General features: G+C 69.8%; 19 protein-coding genes. 8 read left to right on the forward strand and 11 right to left on the reverse strand.

Going from position 1 to position 18,765, the window contains the following annotated elements:
- The first annotated feature begins 23 nt into the window (after positions 1-23).
- The 8 genes from A5732_RS17830 (at position 24) to A5732_RS17865 (ending at position 7,986) form a co-directional block, all read left to right on the forward strand.
- Positions 24-611 (forward strand): DUF1707 SHOCT-like domain-containing protein, encoded by a 588-nt coding sequence (locus A5732_RS17830; RefSeq protein WP_076051729.1) that lies wholly within the window; start codon positions 24-26, stop codon positions 609-611.
- A gap of 32 nt (positions 612-643) precedes the next feature.
- Positions 644-1,501, forward strand: coding sequence for a type I methionyl aminopeptidase (gene map / locus A5732_RS17835; protein ID WP_076051730.1), 858 nt, complete (start codon positions 644-646; stop codon positions 1,499-1,501).
- 10 nt (positions 1,502-1,511) lie between these two features.
- Entirely contained in the window at positions 1,512-3,017 is a 1,506-nt protein-coding gene (locus A5732_RS17840; RefSeq protein ID WP_076102896.1) for a cobyric acid synthase, read from the forward strand.
- Positions 3,018-3,145: 128 nt separating this feature from the next.
- Positions 3,146-3,697 carry an alpha/beta hydrolase gene (locus tag A5732_RS17845; RefSeq protein ID WP_076051732.1) on the forward strand — a complete coding sequence of 184 codons (552 nt, stop codon included), beginning with the start codon at positions 3,146-3,148 and terminating at the stop codon, positions 3,695-3,697.
- A gap of 20 nt (positions 3,698-3,717) precedes the next feature.
- The gene (locus tag A5732_RS17850) at positions 3,718-5,112 is read left to right on the forward strand and encodes a glutamine synthetase family protein (RefSeq protein ID WP_076102897.1); all 1,395 of its coding nucleotides are present in this window, start codon (positions 3,718-3,720) and stop codon (positions 5,110-5,112) included.
- Positions 5,093-5,842 (forward strand): gamma-glutamyl-gamma-aminobutyrate hydrolase family protein, encoded by a 750-nt coding sequence (locus A5732_RS17855; protein ID WP_253189084.1) that lies wholly within the window; start codon positions 5,093-5,095, stop codon positions 5,840-5,842. Before A5732_RS17850 ends, A5732_RS17855 begins: the two co-directional genes overlap by 20 nt.
- Positions 5,839-7,203 (forward strand): aldehyde dehydrogenase family protein, encoded by a 1,365-nt coding sequence (locus A5732_RS17860; RefSeq protein WP_076102898.1) that lies wholly within the window; start codon positions 5,839-5,841, stop codon positions 7,201-7,203. Before A5732_RS17855 ends, A5732_RS17860 begins: the two co-directional genes overlap by 4 nt.
- Before the next feature lie 3 nt (positions 7,204-7,206).
- A complete protein-coding gene (locus tag A5732_RS17865) occupies positions 7,207-7,986 on the forward strand; it encodes a 3-oxoacyl-ACP reductase (protein ID WP_076102899.1) in 780 nt (259 codons plus the stop codon).
- A gap of 23 nt (positions 7,987-8,009) precedes the next feature.
- On the opposite strand, the gene A5732_RS17870 is transcribed toward A5732_RS17865, so the two are convergent.
- The 11 genes from A5732_RS17870 to hypF all read right to left on the reverse strand — a co-directional run bounded on the left by A5732_RS17870 (position 8,010) and on the right by hypF (position 18,764).
- Complete coding sequence (locus A5732_RS17870; protein WP_076102900.1) at positions 8,010-8,936, reverse strand: PPE family protein; 927 nt, start codon at positions 8,934-8,936, stop codon at positions 8,010-8,012.
- Between the two features lie 154 nt (positions 8,937-9,090).
- Entirely contained in the window at positions 9,091-9,546 is a 456-nt protein-coding gene (locus tag A5732_RS17875) for a hypothetical protein (RefSeq protein ID WP_076051737.1), read from the reverse strand.
- Between the two features lie 108 nt (positions 9,547-9,654).
- Positions 9,655-10,503, reverse strand: a complete 849-nt coding sequence (locus A5732_RS17880; RefSeq protein WP_076051738.1) for an isocitrate lyase/PEP mutase family protein — start codon at positions 10,501-10,503, stop codon at positions 9,655-9,657.
- 56 nt (positions 10,504-10,559) lie between these two features.
- Positions 10,560-11,684, reverse strand: coding sequence for an alkaline phosphatase family protein (locus A5732_RS17885; RefSeq protein ID WP_076051739.1), 1,125 nt, complete (start codon positions 11,682-11,684; stop codon positions 10,560-10,562).
- A gap of 21 nt (positions 11,685-11,705) precedes the next feature.
- Positions 11,706-12,452, reverse strand: coding sequence for a DUF6390 family protein (locus A5732_RS17890; RefSeq protein ID WP_076102901.1), 747 nt, complete (start codon positions 12,450-12,452; stop codon positions 11,706-11,708).
- Between the two features lie 3 nt (positions 12,453-12,455).
- Positions 12,456-13,595 carry a hydrogenase formation protein HypD gene (gene hypD / locus A5732_RS17895; protein WP_076051741.1) on the reverse strand — a complete coding sequence of 380 codons (1,140 nt, stop codon included), beginning with the start codon at positions 13,593-13,595 and terminating at the stop codon, positions 12,456-12,458.
- Between the two features lie 12 nt (positions 13,596-13,607).
- The gene (locus A5732_RS17900; protein WP_064954428.1) at positions 13,608-13,880 is read right to left on the reverse strand and encodes a HypC/HybG/HupF family hydrogenase formation chaperone; all 273 of its coding nucleotides are present in this window, start codon (positions 13,878-13,880) and stop codon (positions 13,608-13,610) included.
- 18 nt (positions 13,881-13,898) lie between these two features.
- Positions 13,899-15,011 (reverse strand): hydrogenase expression/formation protein HypE, encoded by a 1,113-nt coding sequence (gene hypE / locus A5732_RS17905; protein ID WP_076051742.1) that lies wholly within the window; start codon positions 15,009-15,011, stop codon positions 13,899-13,901.
- Complete coding sequence (locus A5732_RS17910) at positions 15,011-15,685, reverse strand: D-sedoheptulose-7-phosphate isomerase (RefSeq protein WP_076051743.1); 675 nt, start codon at positions 15,683-15,685, stop codon at positions 15,011-15,013. Before A5732_RS17910 ends, hypE begins: the two co-directional genes overlap by 1 nt.
- A complete protein-coding gene (locus A5732_RS17915) occupies positions 15,682-16,401 on the reverse strand; it encodes a HypC/HybG/HupF family hydrogenase formation chaperone (protein WP_076051744.1) in 720 nt (239 codons plus the stop codon). The genes A5732_RS17910 and A5732_RS17915 overlap by 4 nt, the downstream gene beginning before the upstream one ends.
- The gene (gene hypF / locus A5732_RS17920; protein ID WP_076102902.1) at positions 16,398-18,764 is read right to left on the reverse strand and encodes a carbamoyltransferase HypF; all 2,367 of its coding nucleotides are present in this window, start codon (positions 18,762-18,764) and stop codon (positions 16,398-16,400) included. Before hypF ends, A5732_RS17915 begins: the two co-directional genes overlap by 4 nt.
- Position 18,765: the final 1 nt, after the last annotated feature.

An 18,765-nucleotide genomic window follows, 5' to 3' on the forward strand; every position in this document is an offset into this window, starting at 1 on the left:
CGCATCAGCGGTAAATTGCGAACATGACCGATACCGGCGGCGACATGGTGGCCCTGCGGGTCTCCGACGCCGACCGCAACGGCACGATGCGGCGACTGCACAACGCCGTCGCGCTCGGGCTGATCGACATCGACGAATTCGAGCAGCGCTCGTCGCAGGTGTCCTACGCGCGCACCCGCGGCGAGCTGGACGGGCTGGTCGGCGACCTGCCGGGACCGGGCGCCATCGTCACCTCCGCGGCCGACCGGGTGGAACTGCGCGGCTGGGCGGGTTCGCTGAGGCGCCACGGTGAATGGACGGTGCCCACCCGCCTGGCCCTGGTCCGCCGCCTGGGCTCGGTGGAACTCGACCTCACCAAGGCGCGGTTCGCGGGACCGGTGGTGGTCATCGAGCTCGACATGAGGTTCGGCTCGGTGGAGATTCGATTGCCCGACGGGGCCAGCGCGTCGATCGACGACGTCGAGGTCTACGTGGGCAGCGCCAGTGACCGGCGCAAAGACCCGCCTGGTGAGGGCAGGCCGCACGTGGTGCTGACCGGTCGGGTGGTGTGCGGCTCGGTGAACATCCGGGGACCGCGGCGCCGCTCCCTGCTGCGCCGCCCGCGGCCCTAATCGCTTAGCTGGACCGCGGTTAAGCTGGTCGCATGCCTGCTCGCACCGCGCTTTCCCCCGGAGAGTTGTCCCCGACTCTGCCGGTGCCCGGCCGTATCCCGCGCCCCGAATACGTCGGCAAGTCCACTGCCCAAGAGGGCAGCGAACCGTGGGTGCAGACACCCGAGGTGATCGAGAAGATGCGCGTCGCCGGCCAGATCGCGGCCGCCGCGCTGGTGGAGGCGGGCAAGGCCGTCGCACCCGGGGTCACCACCGACGAACTGGACCGCATCGCCCACGAGTACATGGTCGACCACGGCGCCTACCCCTCCACGCTGGGCTACAAGGGCTACCCGAAGTCGTGCTGCACGTCGCTCAACGAGGTGATCTGCCACGGGATCCCCGACTCGACGGTGATCGAGGACGGTGACATCGTCAACATCGACGTCACCGCCTACATCGACGGCGTGCACGGCGACACCAACGCGACTTTCCTGGCCGGCGACGTCGCCGAGGAACACCGGCTGCTGGTGGAGCGCACCCGGGAGGCGACGATGCGCGCCATCAACGCCGTCAAGCCCGGACGTGCCCTCTCGGTCGTCGGCCGCGTCATCGAATCGTACGCAAACCGGTTCGGCTACAACGTCGTTCGTGACTTCACCGGTCACGGTATCGGTACCACGTTCCACAACGGCCTGGTCGTCCTGCACTACGACCAGCCGTCGGTGTCCACCGTCATGCAACCGGGGATGACGTTCACCATCGAACCGATGATCAACCTCGGCGGCCTGGACTACGAGATCTGGGACGACGGCTGGACAGTGGTCACCCGCGACCGCAAGTGGACCGCGCAGTTCGAGCACACCCTGCTGGTCACCGACACCGGCGTCGAAATCCTCACCCTGCCATGATGTTTGCCGGATGACCGGAGCGCTGCTGGTCGCGGGCACCAGCTCCGACGCCGGGAAATCGGTGGTGGTGGCGGGCCTGTGCCGGTTGTTGGCGCGCCGCGGCGTGCGGGTCGCCCCGTTCAAGGCGCAGAACATGTCCAACAACTCCGTGGTGACGGTCGAGGGCGGAGAGATCGGCCGCGCCCAGGCGATCCAGGCGCGCGCGGCGGGGCTGGAACCCAGCGTGCGGTTCAACCCGATCCTGCTCAAGCCGGGCGGTGACCGCACCTCGCAGCTGGTGATCAAAGGTCAGGTCGCCGACTCGGTGAGCGCCAAAAGCTATGTGCGGCATCGTGATCGGCTGGCCTCTGTCGTCCTCGACGAATTGACCTGCCTGCGTGACGAATTCGACGCGGTGATCTGCGAGGGGGCCGGTTCACCGGCCGAGATCAACCTGCGCGCGACCGACCTGGCAAACATGGGGCTGGCCCGGGCCGCGCAGTTGCCGGTGCTGCTGGTCGGGGACATCGACCGCGGCGGCCTGCTGGCGCATCTGTTCGGGACGGTCGCGGTGCTCGAACCCGAGGACCAAGCCCTGATCGCCGGCTTCATCGTCAACAAATTCCGCGGCGACCCCGCGCTGCTCGAGCCCGGGTTGCATCAGCTGCACGACATGACGGGCCGCCCGACCTATGGCGTGCTGCCGTACGCCGACCAGCTGTGGCTGGACGCCGAGGACTCGCTATCAGTGGTCGCGCACCGCGTCATCGGCACGCCCGCAGCCCCGCACGGTGAACAGTGGCTGCGGGTAGCGGCCATCCGGCTGCCGCGGATCTCCAACTCCACCGACGTCGAGGCGCTGGCCTGCGAACCCGGTGTGCTGGTGCGCTGGGTCACCGACCCCGCCGACCTCACCGACACCGACCTGGTCGTCATCCCGGGCAGCAAAGCCACTGTCTCCGACCTGTCTTGGCTGCGCGATCGCGGAGTGGCCGACGCGATCACCGCGCACGCCGGCGCCGGCAAGCCGGTGCTGGGTATCTGCGGGGGATTTCAAATGCTGTGCAGTCGCCTAGACGATCCGGTGGAATCCGGGACCGCGGGTGTGCCCGGCCTGGGTCTGCTCGACGCCGACATCGCCTTTGCTCCCGAAAAGACCTTGCGCCGCTGGCAGCGGCCCCTCACCGGTTACGAGATCCATCATGGGCGGGTCACCCGCTGTGCCGAGCAGGGCTGGTTCTTTGCCGATGCGGACCAGCGTCCGCAGGGCGTGGTGCGTGGCGCGGTCTTCGGGACCCATTGGCACGGCCTGCTCGACAACGATGATTTCCGGCGCGGTTGGCTGCGCCGGGTCGCAGACGCGGCCGGACGCGGCGGCTTCGTGGTCGGCGACGTCAACGTCGCCGCGCGCCGCGATGCCCAGCTCGATCTCGCCGCCGATCTGCTGGTGTCTCACCTTGACATCGAGGGTGTTCTCAGTCTGCTTGATGGTCCGCCGCCGCCGCGACCGGTTCTCTCAAGTCGGTTGTCGCCGTAGGGTATTCGCTGAGCCAGCGGCATGAACACCGCCGTTGACGGCATGGTAAAAATACCTGATTGGGTACCAGATGCCCAGAATCGTCGCGCTCGCATGCCGTTTGGCTGTAGCGTGCTTGGGTGTCCTCGATGATGACCACCCTGGACGGGTTCCCCGTGCCGGTGGTTGTGGGCGGTCCGGAGAACGGCGTCGTCGTCGTCATACTGGCCGACGAGGATCGCGTCCCGGCGGCCTACGACGCCGTCTGCGAGCGGCTGCACACCGCGTCGCTTCGGACGGTCGTGGTCGGCTTCGATCCGCGCCTGACCCCCAAGTCGTTGATCGGCATCCTCGACGCGCTGGGCATCGGGTGGGCCGTGGTGATGGGCGACCGCGCCGGCGGCGAACTCGCCTGGGAACTGACCGCGACCAAACTTGGCCGGTTCGTCGGGCTGGTGGTGATCGACCGCGGCCACCCGCGGGCCGGCAATTACGACGGCGTCGTCACCGACGGGCACTGCCCGCCGGTCGAGATCGGCACCACCGTATTGGTCAGCTCGCCGGCCGCCCGGGCGCTGGCCGAGGCCAGCCAGCGCTTCGTCTACGCCGATTACCGGGTGGTGCACCTGGGGCGGCGCACCGTGCAGGAGTCGACGGCCCAGCTGGCCGCCGAGATCATTTTGCGCACCAGTACCTGGTAGCGCCTGGTTGACTGACGGTCATGGCCAGTGAAGAAAGTGCTGTGACCGATCCGAACGCGGCCATGTTGTCGTTGGCCGCGCTGGACAGACTCGTGGGCAGCGGCGAGGTGGACACCGTCATCGTGGCGTTCGCCGACATGCAGGGCCGGCTGGTCGGGAAGCGGATCGACGCGCGGCTGTTCGTCGACGACGTGGCCGCCCACGGCGCCGAGTGCTGCGGCTACCTGCTCGCCGTCGACGTCGACATGAACACCGTGGGCGGGTATGCGATGTCGAGTTGGGACACCGGGTACGGCGACACGGTGGCCAGGCCCGACCTGTCCACCCTGCGGCGCATTCCCTGGCTGCCGGGCACGGCGTTGGTGATCGCCGACGTGGGATGGCCCGACGGCAGCCCGGTCACCGTGTCGCCGCGGGCGATCCTGCGCCGCCAGCTGGACCGGCTGGCCGACCGGGGCCTGGCCGCCGACGTCGCCACCGAGCTGGAATTCATCGTGTTCGACGAGCCCTACCGCCAGGCCTGGGCCAACGGGTACCGCGGGCTGACCCCGGCCAGCGACTACAACATCGACTACGCGATCTCGGCGTCGTCGCGCATGGAGCCGCTGCTGCGCGACATCCGCCGGGGAATGATCGGCGCCGGCCTGCGATTCGAGGCCGTCAAGGGCGAATGCAACAGGGGGCAGCAGGAAATCGGCTTCCGGTACACCGACGCGCTGGTCACCTGTGACAACCACGTCATCTACAAGAACGGCGCCAAGGAGATCGCCGACCAGCACGGCAAGAGCCTGACGTTCATGGCCAAATACGATGAGCGGGAAGGGAACAGCTGCCACGTTCACCTCTCGCTGCGCGATCCGCAGGGCGGCGCGGTGTTCGCCGACCCCAGCCGCCCGCACGGCATGTCGTCGGCGTTCTGCGGTTTCCTGGCCGGCCTGCTGGCCACCCTGCGCGACCTCACGCTCTTTTATGCGCCGAACATCAACTCCTACAAGCGATTCGCCGACGGCAGTTTCGCGCCCACCGCGCTGGCGTGGGGATTGGACAATCGCACCTGCGCGCTGCGGGTGGTCGGCCACGGGCCCAACACCCGGGTCGAGTGCCGGGTCCCCGGCGGCGACGTCAACCCGTATCTGGCGGTGGCGGCGATGATCGCCGGCGGGCTGTACGGTATCGAACGGGGCCTCGAGCTACCGGAGCCCTGCGCGGGAAACGCCTACCAGGCTCCCGGCGTCGAGCGGCTGCCCGTCACGCTGGCCGAGGCGGCCTCGGCGTTCGAGCGCTCGACGCTCGCACGGGACGTGTTCGGCGACGACGTTGTCGCCCACTATCTGAACAACGCCCGGGTGGAGCTGGCGGCGTTCAACGCGGCGGTCACCGACTGGGAGAGGATGCGTGGGTTTGAACGCCTCTAGGTCTACGCCCCGCCCGGTGATCGGCCTGACGACCTACCTGGAGCAGGTGCAGACCGGCATCTGGGACATCCGCGCCGGGTATCTGCCCGCCGACTACTTCGAAGGCGTCCTGCTGGCCGGCGGGATCGCGGTGTTGCTGCCGCCGCAGCCGGTGGACGCCGAGATCGTCGACGCGGTACTGGACGGGCTGCACGGGCTGGTGATCACCGGGGGATACGACCTGGACCCGGCGAGCTACGGCCAGCAGCCGCACCGGACCACCGACGCGCCCCGCACCGACCGCGACGCCTGGGAATTCGCGTTGTTGCAGGGCGCGCTGCGGCGGGGCCTGCCGGTGCTCGGAATCTGCCGCGGCGCACAGGTGCTCAACGTCGCGCTGGGCGGCACGCTGCACCAGCACCTGCCCGACGTCCTCGGGCACAGCGGGCATCGGGCGGGCAACGGGGTGTTCACCAGGCTGCCGGTGCGCACGGTGGCGGGCACCCGGCTGGCCGCGCTGGTCGGGGAATCCGCCGATGCGCCGAGCTATCACCACCAGGCCGTCGACCGGGTGGGGGACGGCCTGATTGTCAGCGCGCGGGACGCCGACGGCGTCGTTGAGGCGCTGGAGCTGCCGGGCGACAGGTTTGTGCTTGCGGTGCAATGGCATCCGGAACAGTCGCTGCAAGACCTGCGGTTGTTCGCCGCGATCGTCGACGCGGCCCGGTCCTACGCGGGGCGCGCCAGTTGAGCGCCGCGCGGCTGATCAACCCGGCGACCGAGGAGGTGCTGCGCTCGGTCGAACACGCCGATGCCGCCGCGGTCGACGACGCGGTAGACCGGGCGCGGGCCGCCCAGCGGCGGTGGGCGCGGTTGCCCCCGGCCGAGCGGGCCGCCGGCCTGCGGGCCTTCGCCGACGCCGTCGACGCCCATCTCGGCGAGCTGGCCGCACTCGAGGTCGCCAACTCCGGGCATCCCATCGCCTCGGCCGAATGGGAGGCCGGCCACGTCCGCGACGTGCTGAACTTCTACGCGGCCAGCCCGGAACGCTTGTCCGGCAAGCAAATTCCCGTTGCCGGTGGCCTGGACGTCACGTTCCACGAGCCGATGGGCGTGGTCGGCGTGATCACCCCGTGGAACTTCCCGATGCCCATCGCGTCGTGGGGTTTCGCACCGGCGCTGGCCGCGGGCAACGCCGTGCTGATCAAACCCGCCGAAGCGACGCCGCTGACCACCATCCGGCTGGGCGAGCTCGCCGTGCAGGCCGGGCTCGACGCGGACCTGCTGCGGGTGCTGCCGGGCCGGGGCGCGGTGGTCGGGGAGCGGTTCGTCACCCATTCCGGCATCCGCAAGATCGTGTTCACCGGGTCCACCGATGTCGGCAAGCAGGTGATGTCCGGTGCGGCCGCTCAGGTGAAGCGGGTGACCCTGGAACTGGGCGGCAAGAGCGCCAACATCGTGTTCGCCGACTGCGACCTCGAGCGCGCCGCCGCCACCGCCCCGGCCGGGGTGTTCGACAACGCGGGGCAGGACTGCTGCGCCCGCAGCCGAATCCTGGTGCAGCGCAGCGTCTATGACCGGTTCATGGAGCTGCTCGAGCCCGCCGTCATCGGTGTCGTCGTCGGCGACCCGGCGTCCCGGGACACCGAGATGGGTCCGCTGGTGTCGGCCGCGCACCGCGACAGGGTCGCGTCGTATGTGCCCGACGACGCGCCCGTCGCCTTCCGCGGCACCGCCCCGACCGGACGCGGATTCTGGTTCCCGCCAACGGTTCTGACTCCGCCGCGCACAGACCGCAGCGTCACCGACGAGATCTTCGGCCCGGTCGTCACGGTGCTGGCCTTCGACGACGAGCACGACGCCATCGCGCTGGCCAACGACACCAGCTACGGGCTGTCCGGATCGATCTGGACCGACGACCTGTCCCGTGCGCTGCGCGTGTCCCGGGCGATCGAATCCGGGAATCTGTCGGTGAATTCGCACTCGTCGGTGCGGTACAGCACGCCCTTCGGCGGGTTCAAGCAGTCCGGGCTGGGCCGTGAGCTGGGCCCGGACGCGCCGTTGCACTTCACCGAGACCAAGAACGTGTTCATCGCGATCGGAGAGGACTAGGCGGTGGCGGTCGACCTCACCCAACGATTGGCGGGCCGCGTGGCCGTCGTCACCGGCGCCGGCGGAGGCATCGGGCTGGCCGCGGCGCGGCGGATGCACGCCGAGGGCGCCACCATCGTGATCGGCGACATCGACGCCGACGCGGGCGGCGCCGCGGCCGACGAACTGTCCGGCTTGTTCGTGCCCACCGACGTGTCCGACGAGGCCGCGGTCAACGCGCTCTTCGACACCGCGGCGCGGGCCCACGGGCGCATCGACATCGCGTTCAACAACGCCGGCATCTCGCCGCCCGACGACGACCTCATCGAGAACACCGAACTGCCGGCGTGGCAACGCGTTCAAGACGTCAACCTGAAGTCGGTGTACCTGTGCTGCCGGGCGGCGTTGCGGCAAATGGTTCCCGCGCAGAAGGGCTCGATCATCAACACGGCGTCGTTCGTCGCCGTCCTGGGATCGGCGACCTCGCAGATCTCCTACACCGCATCCAAGGGCGGGGTGCTGGCCATGTCGCGCGAACTGGGTGTGCAGTTCGCCCGGCAGGGCATCCGGGTGAACGCGCTGTGCCCCGGGCCGGTCAACACCCCGCTGCTGCAAGAGCTTTTCGCCAAGGACCCCGAGCGGGCCGCGCGCCGGCTGGTGCACGTCCCGGTCGGCCGATTCGCCAACCCCGACGAAATCGCTTCGGCGGTAGCATTTTTGGCCAGCGATGACGCGTCATTCATCACCGCTTCGACGTTCATGGTCGACGGCGGCATCAGCGCGGCCTACGTCACCCCGCTTTAACCAGCGTACTTGTCGGCCGCCTGTCACCCGGGATGCTCGCTGATCGCGACCAGGTGGATGGGCTCGCCGACCCGATCCTCACGCAGCCGCTCCGTCATGGGGGCGGCGGCCGCCCAGGCGCGCGGCACGAACAGCACGCCGACCGGCATCCCGCGGCCCAGCCCCGCGTTCACGCCGTTGGGGACAGCCGGCTTGGGCAACAGCGATCGCAGGGCCGCCGTCTTGTTCATCGAATTGAGGTGGCCGATCGCGAAGTCCGACGGCGCGGTCACCGAATTCAGTTTCGACAGCGACGGGGTGACCGCGGCCAGGGACGCTTCCAGCGTGCTCAGCGGTGACGACGACAGGCGTTTGAGGGTGTCGGGTATCACCGACATCAGTTCGTGGCCGGCGGATATGACATCCGGCGCCGACTGCAGGGCCCAATTGCGTTTCGTCACAGCGGGTTTGCCGGGTGGCGCGGGGAAGGGGGCCATCGTCACGGCGCCGGCCGCGGCCTCGGCGTAGGCGTGCATGGCGTCGGCGTTTCGCGCCCACATCGCGTCGTAATCGGCGTCGACGTCGGCGATCGCCGCGCTGCGCTGGCCCAGGCAATTGGTCGACACCAGCGACATTCGTTGCGTCCGGTTGCCGGCGACCTCTGATGGCGGCGCCGTCGCCGTGAAGGCCGACTGATGCGCGCCGGCCGCCGCCGTGAGCTGGGTGGCCGCGTGCTCGCTGCGGGCCGCGACGGCGTCGAGCCAGTCCACGTAGCGCGCCGCGGCTCGGCTGAGCGCCGCGCCGTCGCTGTCCGCCAGCCGTGCTGTCACCGCCCGGTAGTCGGCCGCAGCGCTGAAGAGCCGTACGGCCAACGCTTCCCACGCGGCCGCGGCGCGCATCATCGATCCCGCGCCGGGACCCGAATACATCAGCCCGGAGCTGATCTCCGGAGGTAGCGCCGCGAAATTCATGAGAACCTCCGCCTGCCTGTGGCGGTACAAGTGGTGCCCGAAAACATGAGGGTCTTCTTTCACGAGATAGACACGGGGGTTACAAGCCGTCGGGTTCACGCGTCGCGCGCACACGCCGTGCATCGCCGAAACACGCCCGGCCGGGTCGCAACGATCAGCGGCGGGCGACGCAGATCCGGGTCAAGATATCTCGGTCGGACGCGACGGCCGCGGGCGCGCGGGCTTGGGTGCCGGCGGGCGCAAACCCTATCGGGGTGCACGACAATGGCGCCGGCGTCAGCACCGATTGCGGTGACAACCGGTTCCACGTCAGGGGCCGTTCCTTCGTCATCCACGCGCTGCGGAACGGCTTCTGGTTGGTCTTGTTCGCCGGTGCCGAAGGCCGCTCAGCGGCCAGGGCGGCCCGGCCGACGACGGGACGCTCATGCGTCAGCCCGGCCTGCGCGCCGACGGGTGCCGCCGACCACGCCGCCGGCTCCAGCGGCGCCGTCGCGGCGAAGTTGGGCCGCAGCCACGTGCCCGTGACCAGGGCGATGAACACGCCCAGCGCCGCGGTAACCGCGATGGCCAGCTGCCATCGCCGAGTTACGCCAACGCCCCGGAAAGCCACAGTGCACCGAATGTACCGCGCGAAGATCGGTGAACGGTTCCAGCGAGCTGTGAACTCGATCCGAGTCCTATGTGTGTTTGCGCAGGTGATGTCGCTGGCACCGACCGGTCAGCGACGGGACCCGCGGGGATCGATGAGCTCGTTGAAGTCGGCGACGCTGTGGATGCCGTCGACATAGTCGAACGAGCCGTGGTCGAGCACTTCCCGCGCAGCACGGACGACGGCGGTGAGGCCGGTGCGGCAAAACGAGGTGCCGATCGACACCCTGCGCACCCCGAACTCCTTGAGCTGGGCGAGCGTGAAACGGGCCGGCCCGAATCCGGCGACATAATTGAACGGCCGGGTGACGCTGCCGCAGACGCGGCGCAGGGCCGCCTCGTCGGGCAGGCCGGGTGCGTACAAGACATCGGCGCCGGCCGCTTCGAAGGCCCGCAGCCGGGACACCGTGTCATCGAGGTCCGGGCGCCCGCGGATGAAGTTCTCCGAGCGCGCGGTCAGGGTGAAGGGATGCGGCAGCGCCCGGGCGGCCTCGACAGCGGCCTGGATGCGCTCGATCGCCAGCTGGCTGGGGAAGATCGGCGCATCGGTGTCGTAGGTGGCGTCCTCGATCGAGGCCCCGGCCAGGCCGGCTTCGCCGGCCAGACGCACGGTTTCGGCCACCGTCTCGGGGGCGTCGCCGAACCCGTTCTCCAGATCCGCGGTCACCGCAAGCGGGGTTGCCTCGACGATGGCGCGCGCGTGTTCGAGGGCTTCGTTCCTGCTGACCGCGCCGTCGCCATCGCGCCGGCCCAACGAGAACGCCAGGCCGGCGCTGGTGGTCGCCAGCGCGCGAAACCCGAGATTGGCGAACAACCGGGCGGTGCCGATGTCCCAGGGATTGGGGAGCACGAGAATCTCGTCGCCGGCGTGCAGGCGGCGGAATTCGTCGCCACGACGGGTCCGTTCGCTGTCATCCATGGCCGGTCCGATCTGGGGAGTCTGAATGCAGGTGTAGCACCGGCCACCGACAGGCGCTACGGCCGGAAAGCGAGCAGCGGAATCTCCATCTCCGCGGCGGTGGCTCCGCCGTGAAAGCCGATCAGGCGAGCCGTTTCCGGGGGTTCGTGTGCGCTGGCCAGCACCGCGGTGTCGCTGGAACAGACGACCACCACGTCGCCGAGCCGCTCGGTGTGTGGCGTGGCCACCGGCCCGAACATGCCGGTGGTCACCGCCTGTTCGCGGCTGTACACGGTGGCGCGGCCGTCCAGCAGCTCGCCCCACACGGCCTGTACGTCGGCGGCGGCGCCCGGCTCGGTGTGCAGGTAGCGCACCCGCGGCTCGCCGGCCACCACCCGGATCCCCGCGGCCAGCCGGGGATCGGTGTCGAGGTCGATGCGCGCCTCCGGTGGCACGTTGATGCCGCCGTGGTCGGCGGTCACCAGCATCGCCGCGTTCGCAGGCAGCGCGTCGAGCAGGCGCGACAGCAGCGCGTCGATGTTGGTCGCCGCGGTATGCCACTGCTCGGAGCCGACGCCGAAGACATGGGCGGCGGTGTCGAGCTCCGCGGTGTAGCCGTAGACCAGGCCGGGCGCCGCGCGCAGCTCGTCGGCCACCAGCCGCGCGTAGTCGTCGGTGGGGGCGGCCGGGTGGAATTCGGCGCCGCGATACGCGGCCTCGGTCAGTCCGCTGCCCATGAACGCGGCCGGCAGCACGACACGGGCGCTCACGCCGGCGTTTTTGAGCCGTTCGAACCAGGTCGGCACCGGCTGCCAGATCGCGGGGGGCGGGTCGTCGCGCCACCGGACGTGGTGTAGCACCCGGTCGGTGCCGGGCATTTTGAGCGTGAAGCCAAGGATTCCGTGTTCGCCCGGCAGCGCACCGGTGCCCAGTGACACCAGGCTGGTCGGCGTGGTCGACGGGAACGTGCAGTCCAGCCGGGTCAGCCGCCCGGTGGCACCGGCCAGTGCGGACGCGAGCAACGGCGCGCCGCCGGCCAGCTGCGGAAGCAAATGCCAGCCCAGCCCGTCGACCAGCACGACGAGCACCCGGTCGATCCGGTCGGCGCCGGCCCAGTCCGTCACGGCCAGGTTGTCAACTGCGTCCGGGATCCCGAGCAGCGCGGCCGCTGCGGGCAGCACGTCGCACAGAGAACCGGGCACCCGGCCAGTCTGGCGGTGAAGTCAGACGTGCGCCAGTCGGTGGCCGGTGGCCAGCAGCTGCCGGTTCGTGCTGTCGGTCAGCGCGCAGAGCTGCGCCGGCGATAACCGGCCGCACAACCGGCCCCAGTGCATCGCCACCACATCACCGGCGGCCACGTCGGGCACCGCGCTGTACCCGTCGGCCCACACCTCGAGCACGCGGGCCGACGGTTTCGACAGCGCCAGCGCCCGACCATCCCAGGTCAGCCTCCGGCACAACACCTCGACGCGGTCGGCGTCGCGGAAAAGCACCGTCCCAGAGGTGATTCGGCAGTTATCCAGCACGCTCAGCGGCTGCTCGTCCATACCCCGACCCAGGAACCGCGTCCACGGGTACACCCCGAACACGTGGAAGCAGTGGTTGCCGGCGGCCTCGCACGCCAGATCCGCGGTCAGGTGCGACCAGTAGTGGCCGGCCTGCGGGCCGATGATCGCGAGCAGCGCGTCGAAGAATTCCTGGGGATCCAGTCCGGCGGCGACGCCGCCGCCGAGCCAATACGATTCGACCAGACGGTAATCCAGTGGGTCGGCGATGCCGGTCAGTTTCGACAGCACCCGCAGATACGGCCACGCGCCGGAGAACTTGGTCGCCGCCCTGCGCACGTCGGCGACCGACCCGTCGCGCAGGGTGGCCCCCAACGGCGGACCGCAGTAGCCGAGCGCGTTGGGCGCGTAGGCGTAACGGGCGAACATCTCGGCGCCCTTGTCGCGGCTGTCCGGATCGGCCAAGGATCACCTCCGACCGGCCTGGCCCACCAGCTTGACGGCGTCGCGGTGCATGCGGCCGAAGTTGTAGTAGGCCGCACAGGCGCCTTCGGGGGACACCATGCAGGTTCCGATCGGCGTCTCCGGTGTGCAGGCGGTGCCGAAAACCTTGCATTCCCAAGGCTTGAGCACACCCTTGAGCACCTCACCGCACTGGCAGGCCTTCGGGTCGGCGACCCGCACGCCGGGCATCGCGAACCGCAGCTCGGCGTCGAACTCGGCGAAATCGTCGTGCACCCGCAGGGCGCTCTGCGAGATGAAGCCCAGCCCGCGCCACTCGAAGTGCGGACGCAGCGCGAACACCTTGCCCATCAACGCCAGCGCCGCGGGGTTCCCGTGCTCGGGCACCACGCGCTTGTACTGGTTCTCCACCTCGCAGCGTCCCTCGCGGATCTGACGCAGCAGCATCGCGACCGATGCCAGGATGTCCAGCGGCTCGAAACCGGCCACCACCAACGGCTTTCGATACACCTCCGGGACGAACCGGTAGGGGCGGTTGCCCACCACGGTGGACACGTGCCCGGGGCCGATGAAGCCCGACAGCCGCAGGTCCGGTGACTCCAGGATGGCCCTGATCGGCGGCACGATCGTGACGTGGTTGCAGAAGACACTGAAGTTGGGCAGGCCCAATTCGCGCGCCCGCACCAGCGTCACCGCGGTCGAGGGCGCGGTGGTCTCGAAACCTATGGCGAAGAACACCACTTGCTTGCCGGGGTTGTCGACCGCGATCTTCAGCGCGTCCAGCGGCGAGTAGACGAACCGCACGTCGGCCCCGCGGGCCTTGGCGTCCAGCAGGCTGCCGTGCGAGCCGGGCACCCGCATCATGTCGCCGAAGCAGGTGAAGATCACGTCGGGCTGGCCGGCCAGCCACATCGCGTCGTCGATGCGGCCCATCGGGATCACGCAGACCGGGCAGCCCGGGCCGTGCACCAATTCGACGTTGTCGGGCAGCAGGTGTTCGATGCCGTGCCGGTAGATGGTGTGCGTGTGTCCGCCGCACACCTCCATGAACTTGAAGTCCTCACCGCCGGTCCCGGCCAGGTGCTCGATGGCCGTCAGCAGCTTGCGCGCGGCGGCCGGGTCGCGGAATTCGTCAACGAATTTCATTGCCGCTCCTTGTCATACGATGGCCGACGAATCGAAGGCCTGCATTTCGACTGCGTAGGTGTCGCCGAGTTTCTTGATGGCGGCCAGGGTCAGCAGCGCCTCGGTCTCGTCGATCTTGGCCATCGCGAACCCGACGTGCACCAGCACCCAGTCGTCCGGTGCGGGCATGTCGTTCTCCAGCAGCCGGACGCTGATCGCCCGCTGTACGCCGCTGACGTCAACCTTGGCCACATAGTTGGCGGGATCGGTGATCTCCACGATCCGGCCCGGAATTCCCAGACACATAAGTGTTATCTCCCCTCTTCAACAGATCCGGGGCAGCGGGTCGCCGACCAGCATGTCGACGATCCGGGTCCCGCCGAATCCGGTGCGCAGCACCACGCTTTCCGCCGGTTCGGTGACGATTTCCCCGACCTCGGCCGCCTGCGCGCCCAGGGGGTGCGACCGTAATGCGGCCAGTCCGGCCTCGGCCTCCTCGGGTGCGACGACGGCGACGAACTTGCCCTCGTTGGCGACATAGAGCGGATCGATGCCGAGCAGTTCGCAGGCGCCATTCACCATGGGCGCCACCGGAAGTCGATCCTCTTCGAGCAGCACCCCGAGGCCGCAGGCCTGGGCCAGCTCGTTGCACACCGTGCCGACCCCACCGCGGGTCGCGTCACGCATCCATCGGGTGGAGGGGGCGCCCGCCATCAGCAACTCCACCAGCGGGCTGACCGACGCGGTGTCGGAGGCGATGTCGGCCTCGATGGCCAGATCGCCCCGGGCGAGCATCACCGCCATGCCGTGATCGCCCATCGACCCGGACAACAGCACCTTGTCTCCGGCGCGGACCGACTGTGCCGACAGCGCGCGGCCCGCGGGGATGACGCCGGTTCCGGTGGTGGTGATGAACAGGCCGTCGGCCGCGCCCTTGGGTACCACCTTGGTGTCGCCGGTGACGACCTGCACGCCGGCGGCCGCGGCCGCGGCGGCCATGTCGGCGACGATCTCTTTCAATTCGGAGATTCCGAAGCCCTCTTCGAGCACGAAAGCCGCCGAGATCCAGGACGGCACGGCGCCGGCTACCGCGAGGTCGTTGCAGGTGCCGTGGATGGCGAGCTCGCCGATGGAGCCACCGGGAAAACGGCGGGGCTGCACCACGAAGGAATCCGTCGACATCGCCACCCGCTCGCCGCTGGGTAGGGCCAGGACGGCGCCGTCGCCCAGCGACTCGAGCAGCGGGTTGCGGAACGCCTCCACGAACACCGCGTCCACCAGCGCCGCCGACGCCTTGCCGCCCGCCCCGTGCGCCAGGGTCACATGATCGTCGAGCAACCGGGGGCGACGCCGGCGGAAGGACTCGATCCGCTCGATCACGTCGCCTTCGCCGAACCGCGGCCCCGACGACAGATAGTCGCCCGCCGACTTGTTCATCATGCCGCCCCCCAATCTTGAGTTGTGCCAAGGCAATCGTGGACGGCCAGCCACAACTGGTAGCCGACCAGCGCTTGGGATTCCTGAATGCGGTGCACGCTCTGCGAACGAACGACGATGCAGGCGTCCACGTTTGGGTTGTTGACGAAGGCGCCGCCGTCGTAGCCGGAGAAACCGATGGTGTACAGGCCTCGCTTGTGCGCCTCGGCCAGCGCCGCCAGCAGGTTGGGCGAATTGCCGCTGGTCGACATCGCGATCGCGATGTCGCCGTCGCGCGCGCGGGCAATCAACTGCCGGGCGAACACCAGCTCGAACCCCACATCGTTGCCCAGTGCGGTCAGGATCGCCTGGTCGGCGGTCAGCGACCAGGCCGGCAGGGGATTGCCGAGCGGTGGGCGCGCGAACAGGCCGGCCAGCGTGGTGCAGTCGGTGCAGCTGCCGCCGTTGCCGAACGTGAACATCCTTCCGCCGGAGGCGAATCGGCGCGCCAGCTCGGCGGCGGCGGCCGCCAGCAGGTCGGCGTTGGCTTCCAGCGTGGAGCGGCGCAGCGCGAGGCTTTCGGACGCCTTGGCCTGCGCGGACGCGGCGAGGTCGGCGAGCAGCGCGGAGGGGTCGTCCTCTTCGGCGTCGATGAACGGGTACAAGAAGTTGGTGGGCTCGTCGGTGGGACTCATGAAACGTCCTCCTCATCCACGCGGCTGATCGCAGTGCCGGCGTGCACCAGCACCAACTCACCGGGAGCGACCGGGTCGACGAGCGCGGTGACCACGTCCTCGACCCCGCGGGCGGTGCGCACCCGGGCTTGTCCGTCGACCGAAGCGCTCACCACTTCGCCGAGCCGGCCCTCGTCGCTGCACGTGACACAGACCTCGTCGTCGGGTTTGGGTTTGAGCAGCCCGGAGTGTTCGAAGCACACATGGGTCAGCTCCCACAGCAGGTGGTAGAACAGCACGAAGCCACCGGTGGCGGGCACGCGCGGGTCGGGATCGTCCAGCCACAGCACGTGATCGGCCGCGGCGGCCGGGGGCTCCTCGCCACTGCCGATCCAGATCGTGGTGGCGCCCCAGGCCGGGGCGCGGCGCATCACCGAGCGCACGTCCGCATTGTCCGCACCGGAGATCGCGACCACGATGTCGCCGGGGCGCACCGACACCCGCACCAGATCCACCAGATCGGCTCCGGTCAATGCCACGGCCGGCAATGCCCGCTTGCCCATGATCACCGGGTGGACGAATTCGACCGCGATGTGCAGCGCGTGGGGTTCCCACGATGGCGCGATGGACCACATGGTGGCGCCCGCGGCGAATCGCTTGGCCAGCGTCAGGGCGGTGGCGGCGAGGTCTTCGGCCAGTTCGGCGCTCAGCCCGCGATCGATGGCGGTGGTGATCATCGCGTCAACGCCTCCTCCTGCGCGGTCAGCACCGAGACCGCGGCCTGCCCCAGGGCCAGCCCGCCGTCGTTCGGTGGCACAATGCGATGCGTAAGCACTTCAAACCCGTTCTGCCGCAACCGGGTACGGCAGGCGTCCAGCAACAGGACGTTCTGGAACACCCCGCCGGTGAGGCCCACCAGCGCGGTGCCGCCTGCCACCTGGGTGACGACGTCGGCGACGGCGTCGGCGACGGCCTGGTGAAACGCCGCGGCCAGCAACGCCGGTGGTGTCCCGGCGTACAGCGCGGCGACCATCGTCTGCACCATCGGGGCCGGATCGATCACCCCGTCGGGGCCCACCGTCAGGGGCAACGACGGCCGCGTGCGGGTTTCGCCGGCCGACTGCGCCAGCGCCTCGAGTTCGATCGCGGCTTGCCCTTCGTAGTCGATGCGGTGCCGCACCCCGAGCAAGGAGGCGACCGCGTCGAACAGGCGGCCCATGCTCGAACAGGGCACGCAGCCCGCCCCGGTCTCCAATTGCGAACGGGTGAGCCGCAGTTCGTCGGCGTTCGCGGCCGCCACCGGCGCCAGGTCGGGGGTCCAGTCGATGTCGGCCGTCCACAGCTGGGACAGCGCCATCCGCCACGGATTGCGCACCGCCGCGTCGCCACCGGGCAGCGGCACCGCCGACAGGTGGCCGGACCGAACGAAACGATGGTTCCGGGTGTCGAGGGTGAGAATCTCGCCACCCCAGATGGTTTCGTCGCAGCCGTAACCGGTGCCGTCGAAGGCGACCCCGACGATGGGTTCGCCGAGACGTCCGTGTTCGGCCAGCAGCGACACCACATGGGCGTGATGGTGCTGGACCAGGTCCAGCGGACGCTCGTCCGCATGACGCTCCGCCCAGCTGCGCGTGTGATAGCCGGGATGCAGGTCGGCGGCCAAACGCGCCGGCCGGCCGCGGATTTCGCTGAGCTGGCCGACCGCCCGCTCGAACGCGCGCAGCGTCTCCCAGGTGGCCATGTCGCCGATGTGTCCGGACAGGTAGGCCCGGCGGCCGTCGGTGAGGCAGAACGTGTTCTTCAATTCGCCGCCCACGGCCAGCACGGCGGTGCCCTCGAGCTTCAGGTCGATCGGCAGCGGCGCGTAGCCGCGGGATCGGCGGATCGGCAGTTCGTGGGCTCCATCCTCGTCGTGGACGACGCGCACCACCGAGTCGTCGCACGGCACGTGGATCGGCCGGTCGTGATCGAGCACCGCGTCGCACAGCGCCGGAAGCCGTTGTGCGGCATCGTCGTCGGTGAAGCAGATGGGCTCATCGGAGCGGTTGGCGCTGGTCAGCACCAGCGCGTCGGGCGCCGGTCCGCAGCTGCCGGGTACCGGCGCCAGCAGCAGGTGATGAATGGGGGAGTACGGCAGCATCAGCCCCAGCAGCGGGTTGACGGGCGCGACGGCCTCGGCGACCGGCGAGCCGGCGCGCCGCCGCAGCAGGACGATCGGGCGGGCCGGACTGGACAGCACCGCGGCCTCGGTGGCGTCGAGGTGGGCGTAGCGGCGCGCCACGTCGAGGTCGCGCACCAGCATGGCAAAGGGCTTGGCGCCGCGCGCTTTCCGCGTCCGCAACGCGCCGACCGCCGCCTCGTCGTCGACGGCGCAGGCCAGGTGGTAGCCGCCGACTCCCTTGATGGCCACCACGGCGCCGGATGCCAAGGCGTCCTGGGTGGCGGTCAGCGCCGCGTCCGAGCCGCGCACCCGCCCGGCCGGCGACGCGAACCATAGGCTCGGCCCGCAGTCCGGGCAGGCGATCGGCTGCGCGTGGAATCGGCGATCCGCCGGGTCGTGGTATTCGGTGGCGCAGCGCGCGCACATGGCGAAGCGCGACATCGTGGTGGCCGGCCGGTCGTAGGGCAGTTCGGTGATGATGGTGAACCGCGGCCCGCAGTTGGTGCACGTCACGAACGGGTGCCGGTAACGCCGGTCGAGCGGGTCGAACAGTTCGGCGACGCAGTCGTCGCACACCGCGATGTCGGGCGGGATGGGGGTGGTCGTGCCGGCGGCCAATCGGCTTGGCACGATGAGGAATTCGGGTGGGCACGCGGGATCGGCGGCGACGTCGGCAAACCGCACCTCGGCGATCCGCGCCAGGGGCGGCGCCTCGGCGCACAGGCGGCGCCCGAATTCCGCCACCGCGGCGGGCCGGCCCTGCACCTCGAGGAAGACCGCACCCGAGTCGTTGCCGACGAATCCGGCCAGGCCCAGCTCGGTTGCGATCCGATGCACGAACGGGCGGAAGCCGACACCCTGTACCACGCCGGTCACCGTGACACGCTGCCGCACTTGGGTGTCAGGGCCGGGCCGCAACAGCAGGGGGGTGTCGGTCATG

Origin of the sequence: Mycobacterium colombiense, assembly GCF_001953985.1 — a bacterium.
GTDB lineage: Bacteria > Actinomycetota > Actinomycetes > Mycobacteriales > Mycobacteriaceae > Mycobacterium > Mycobacterium colombiense_B.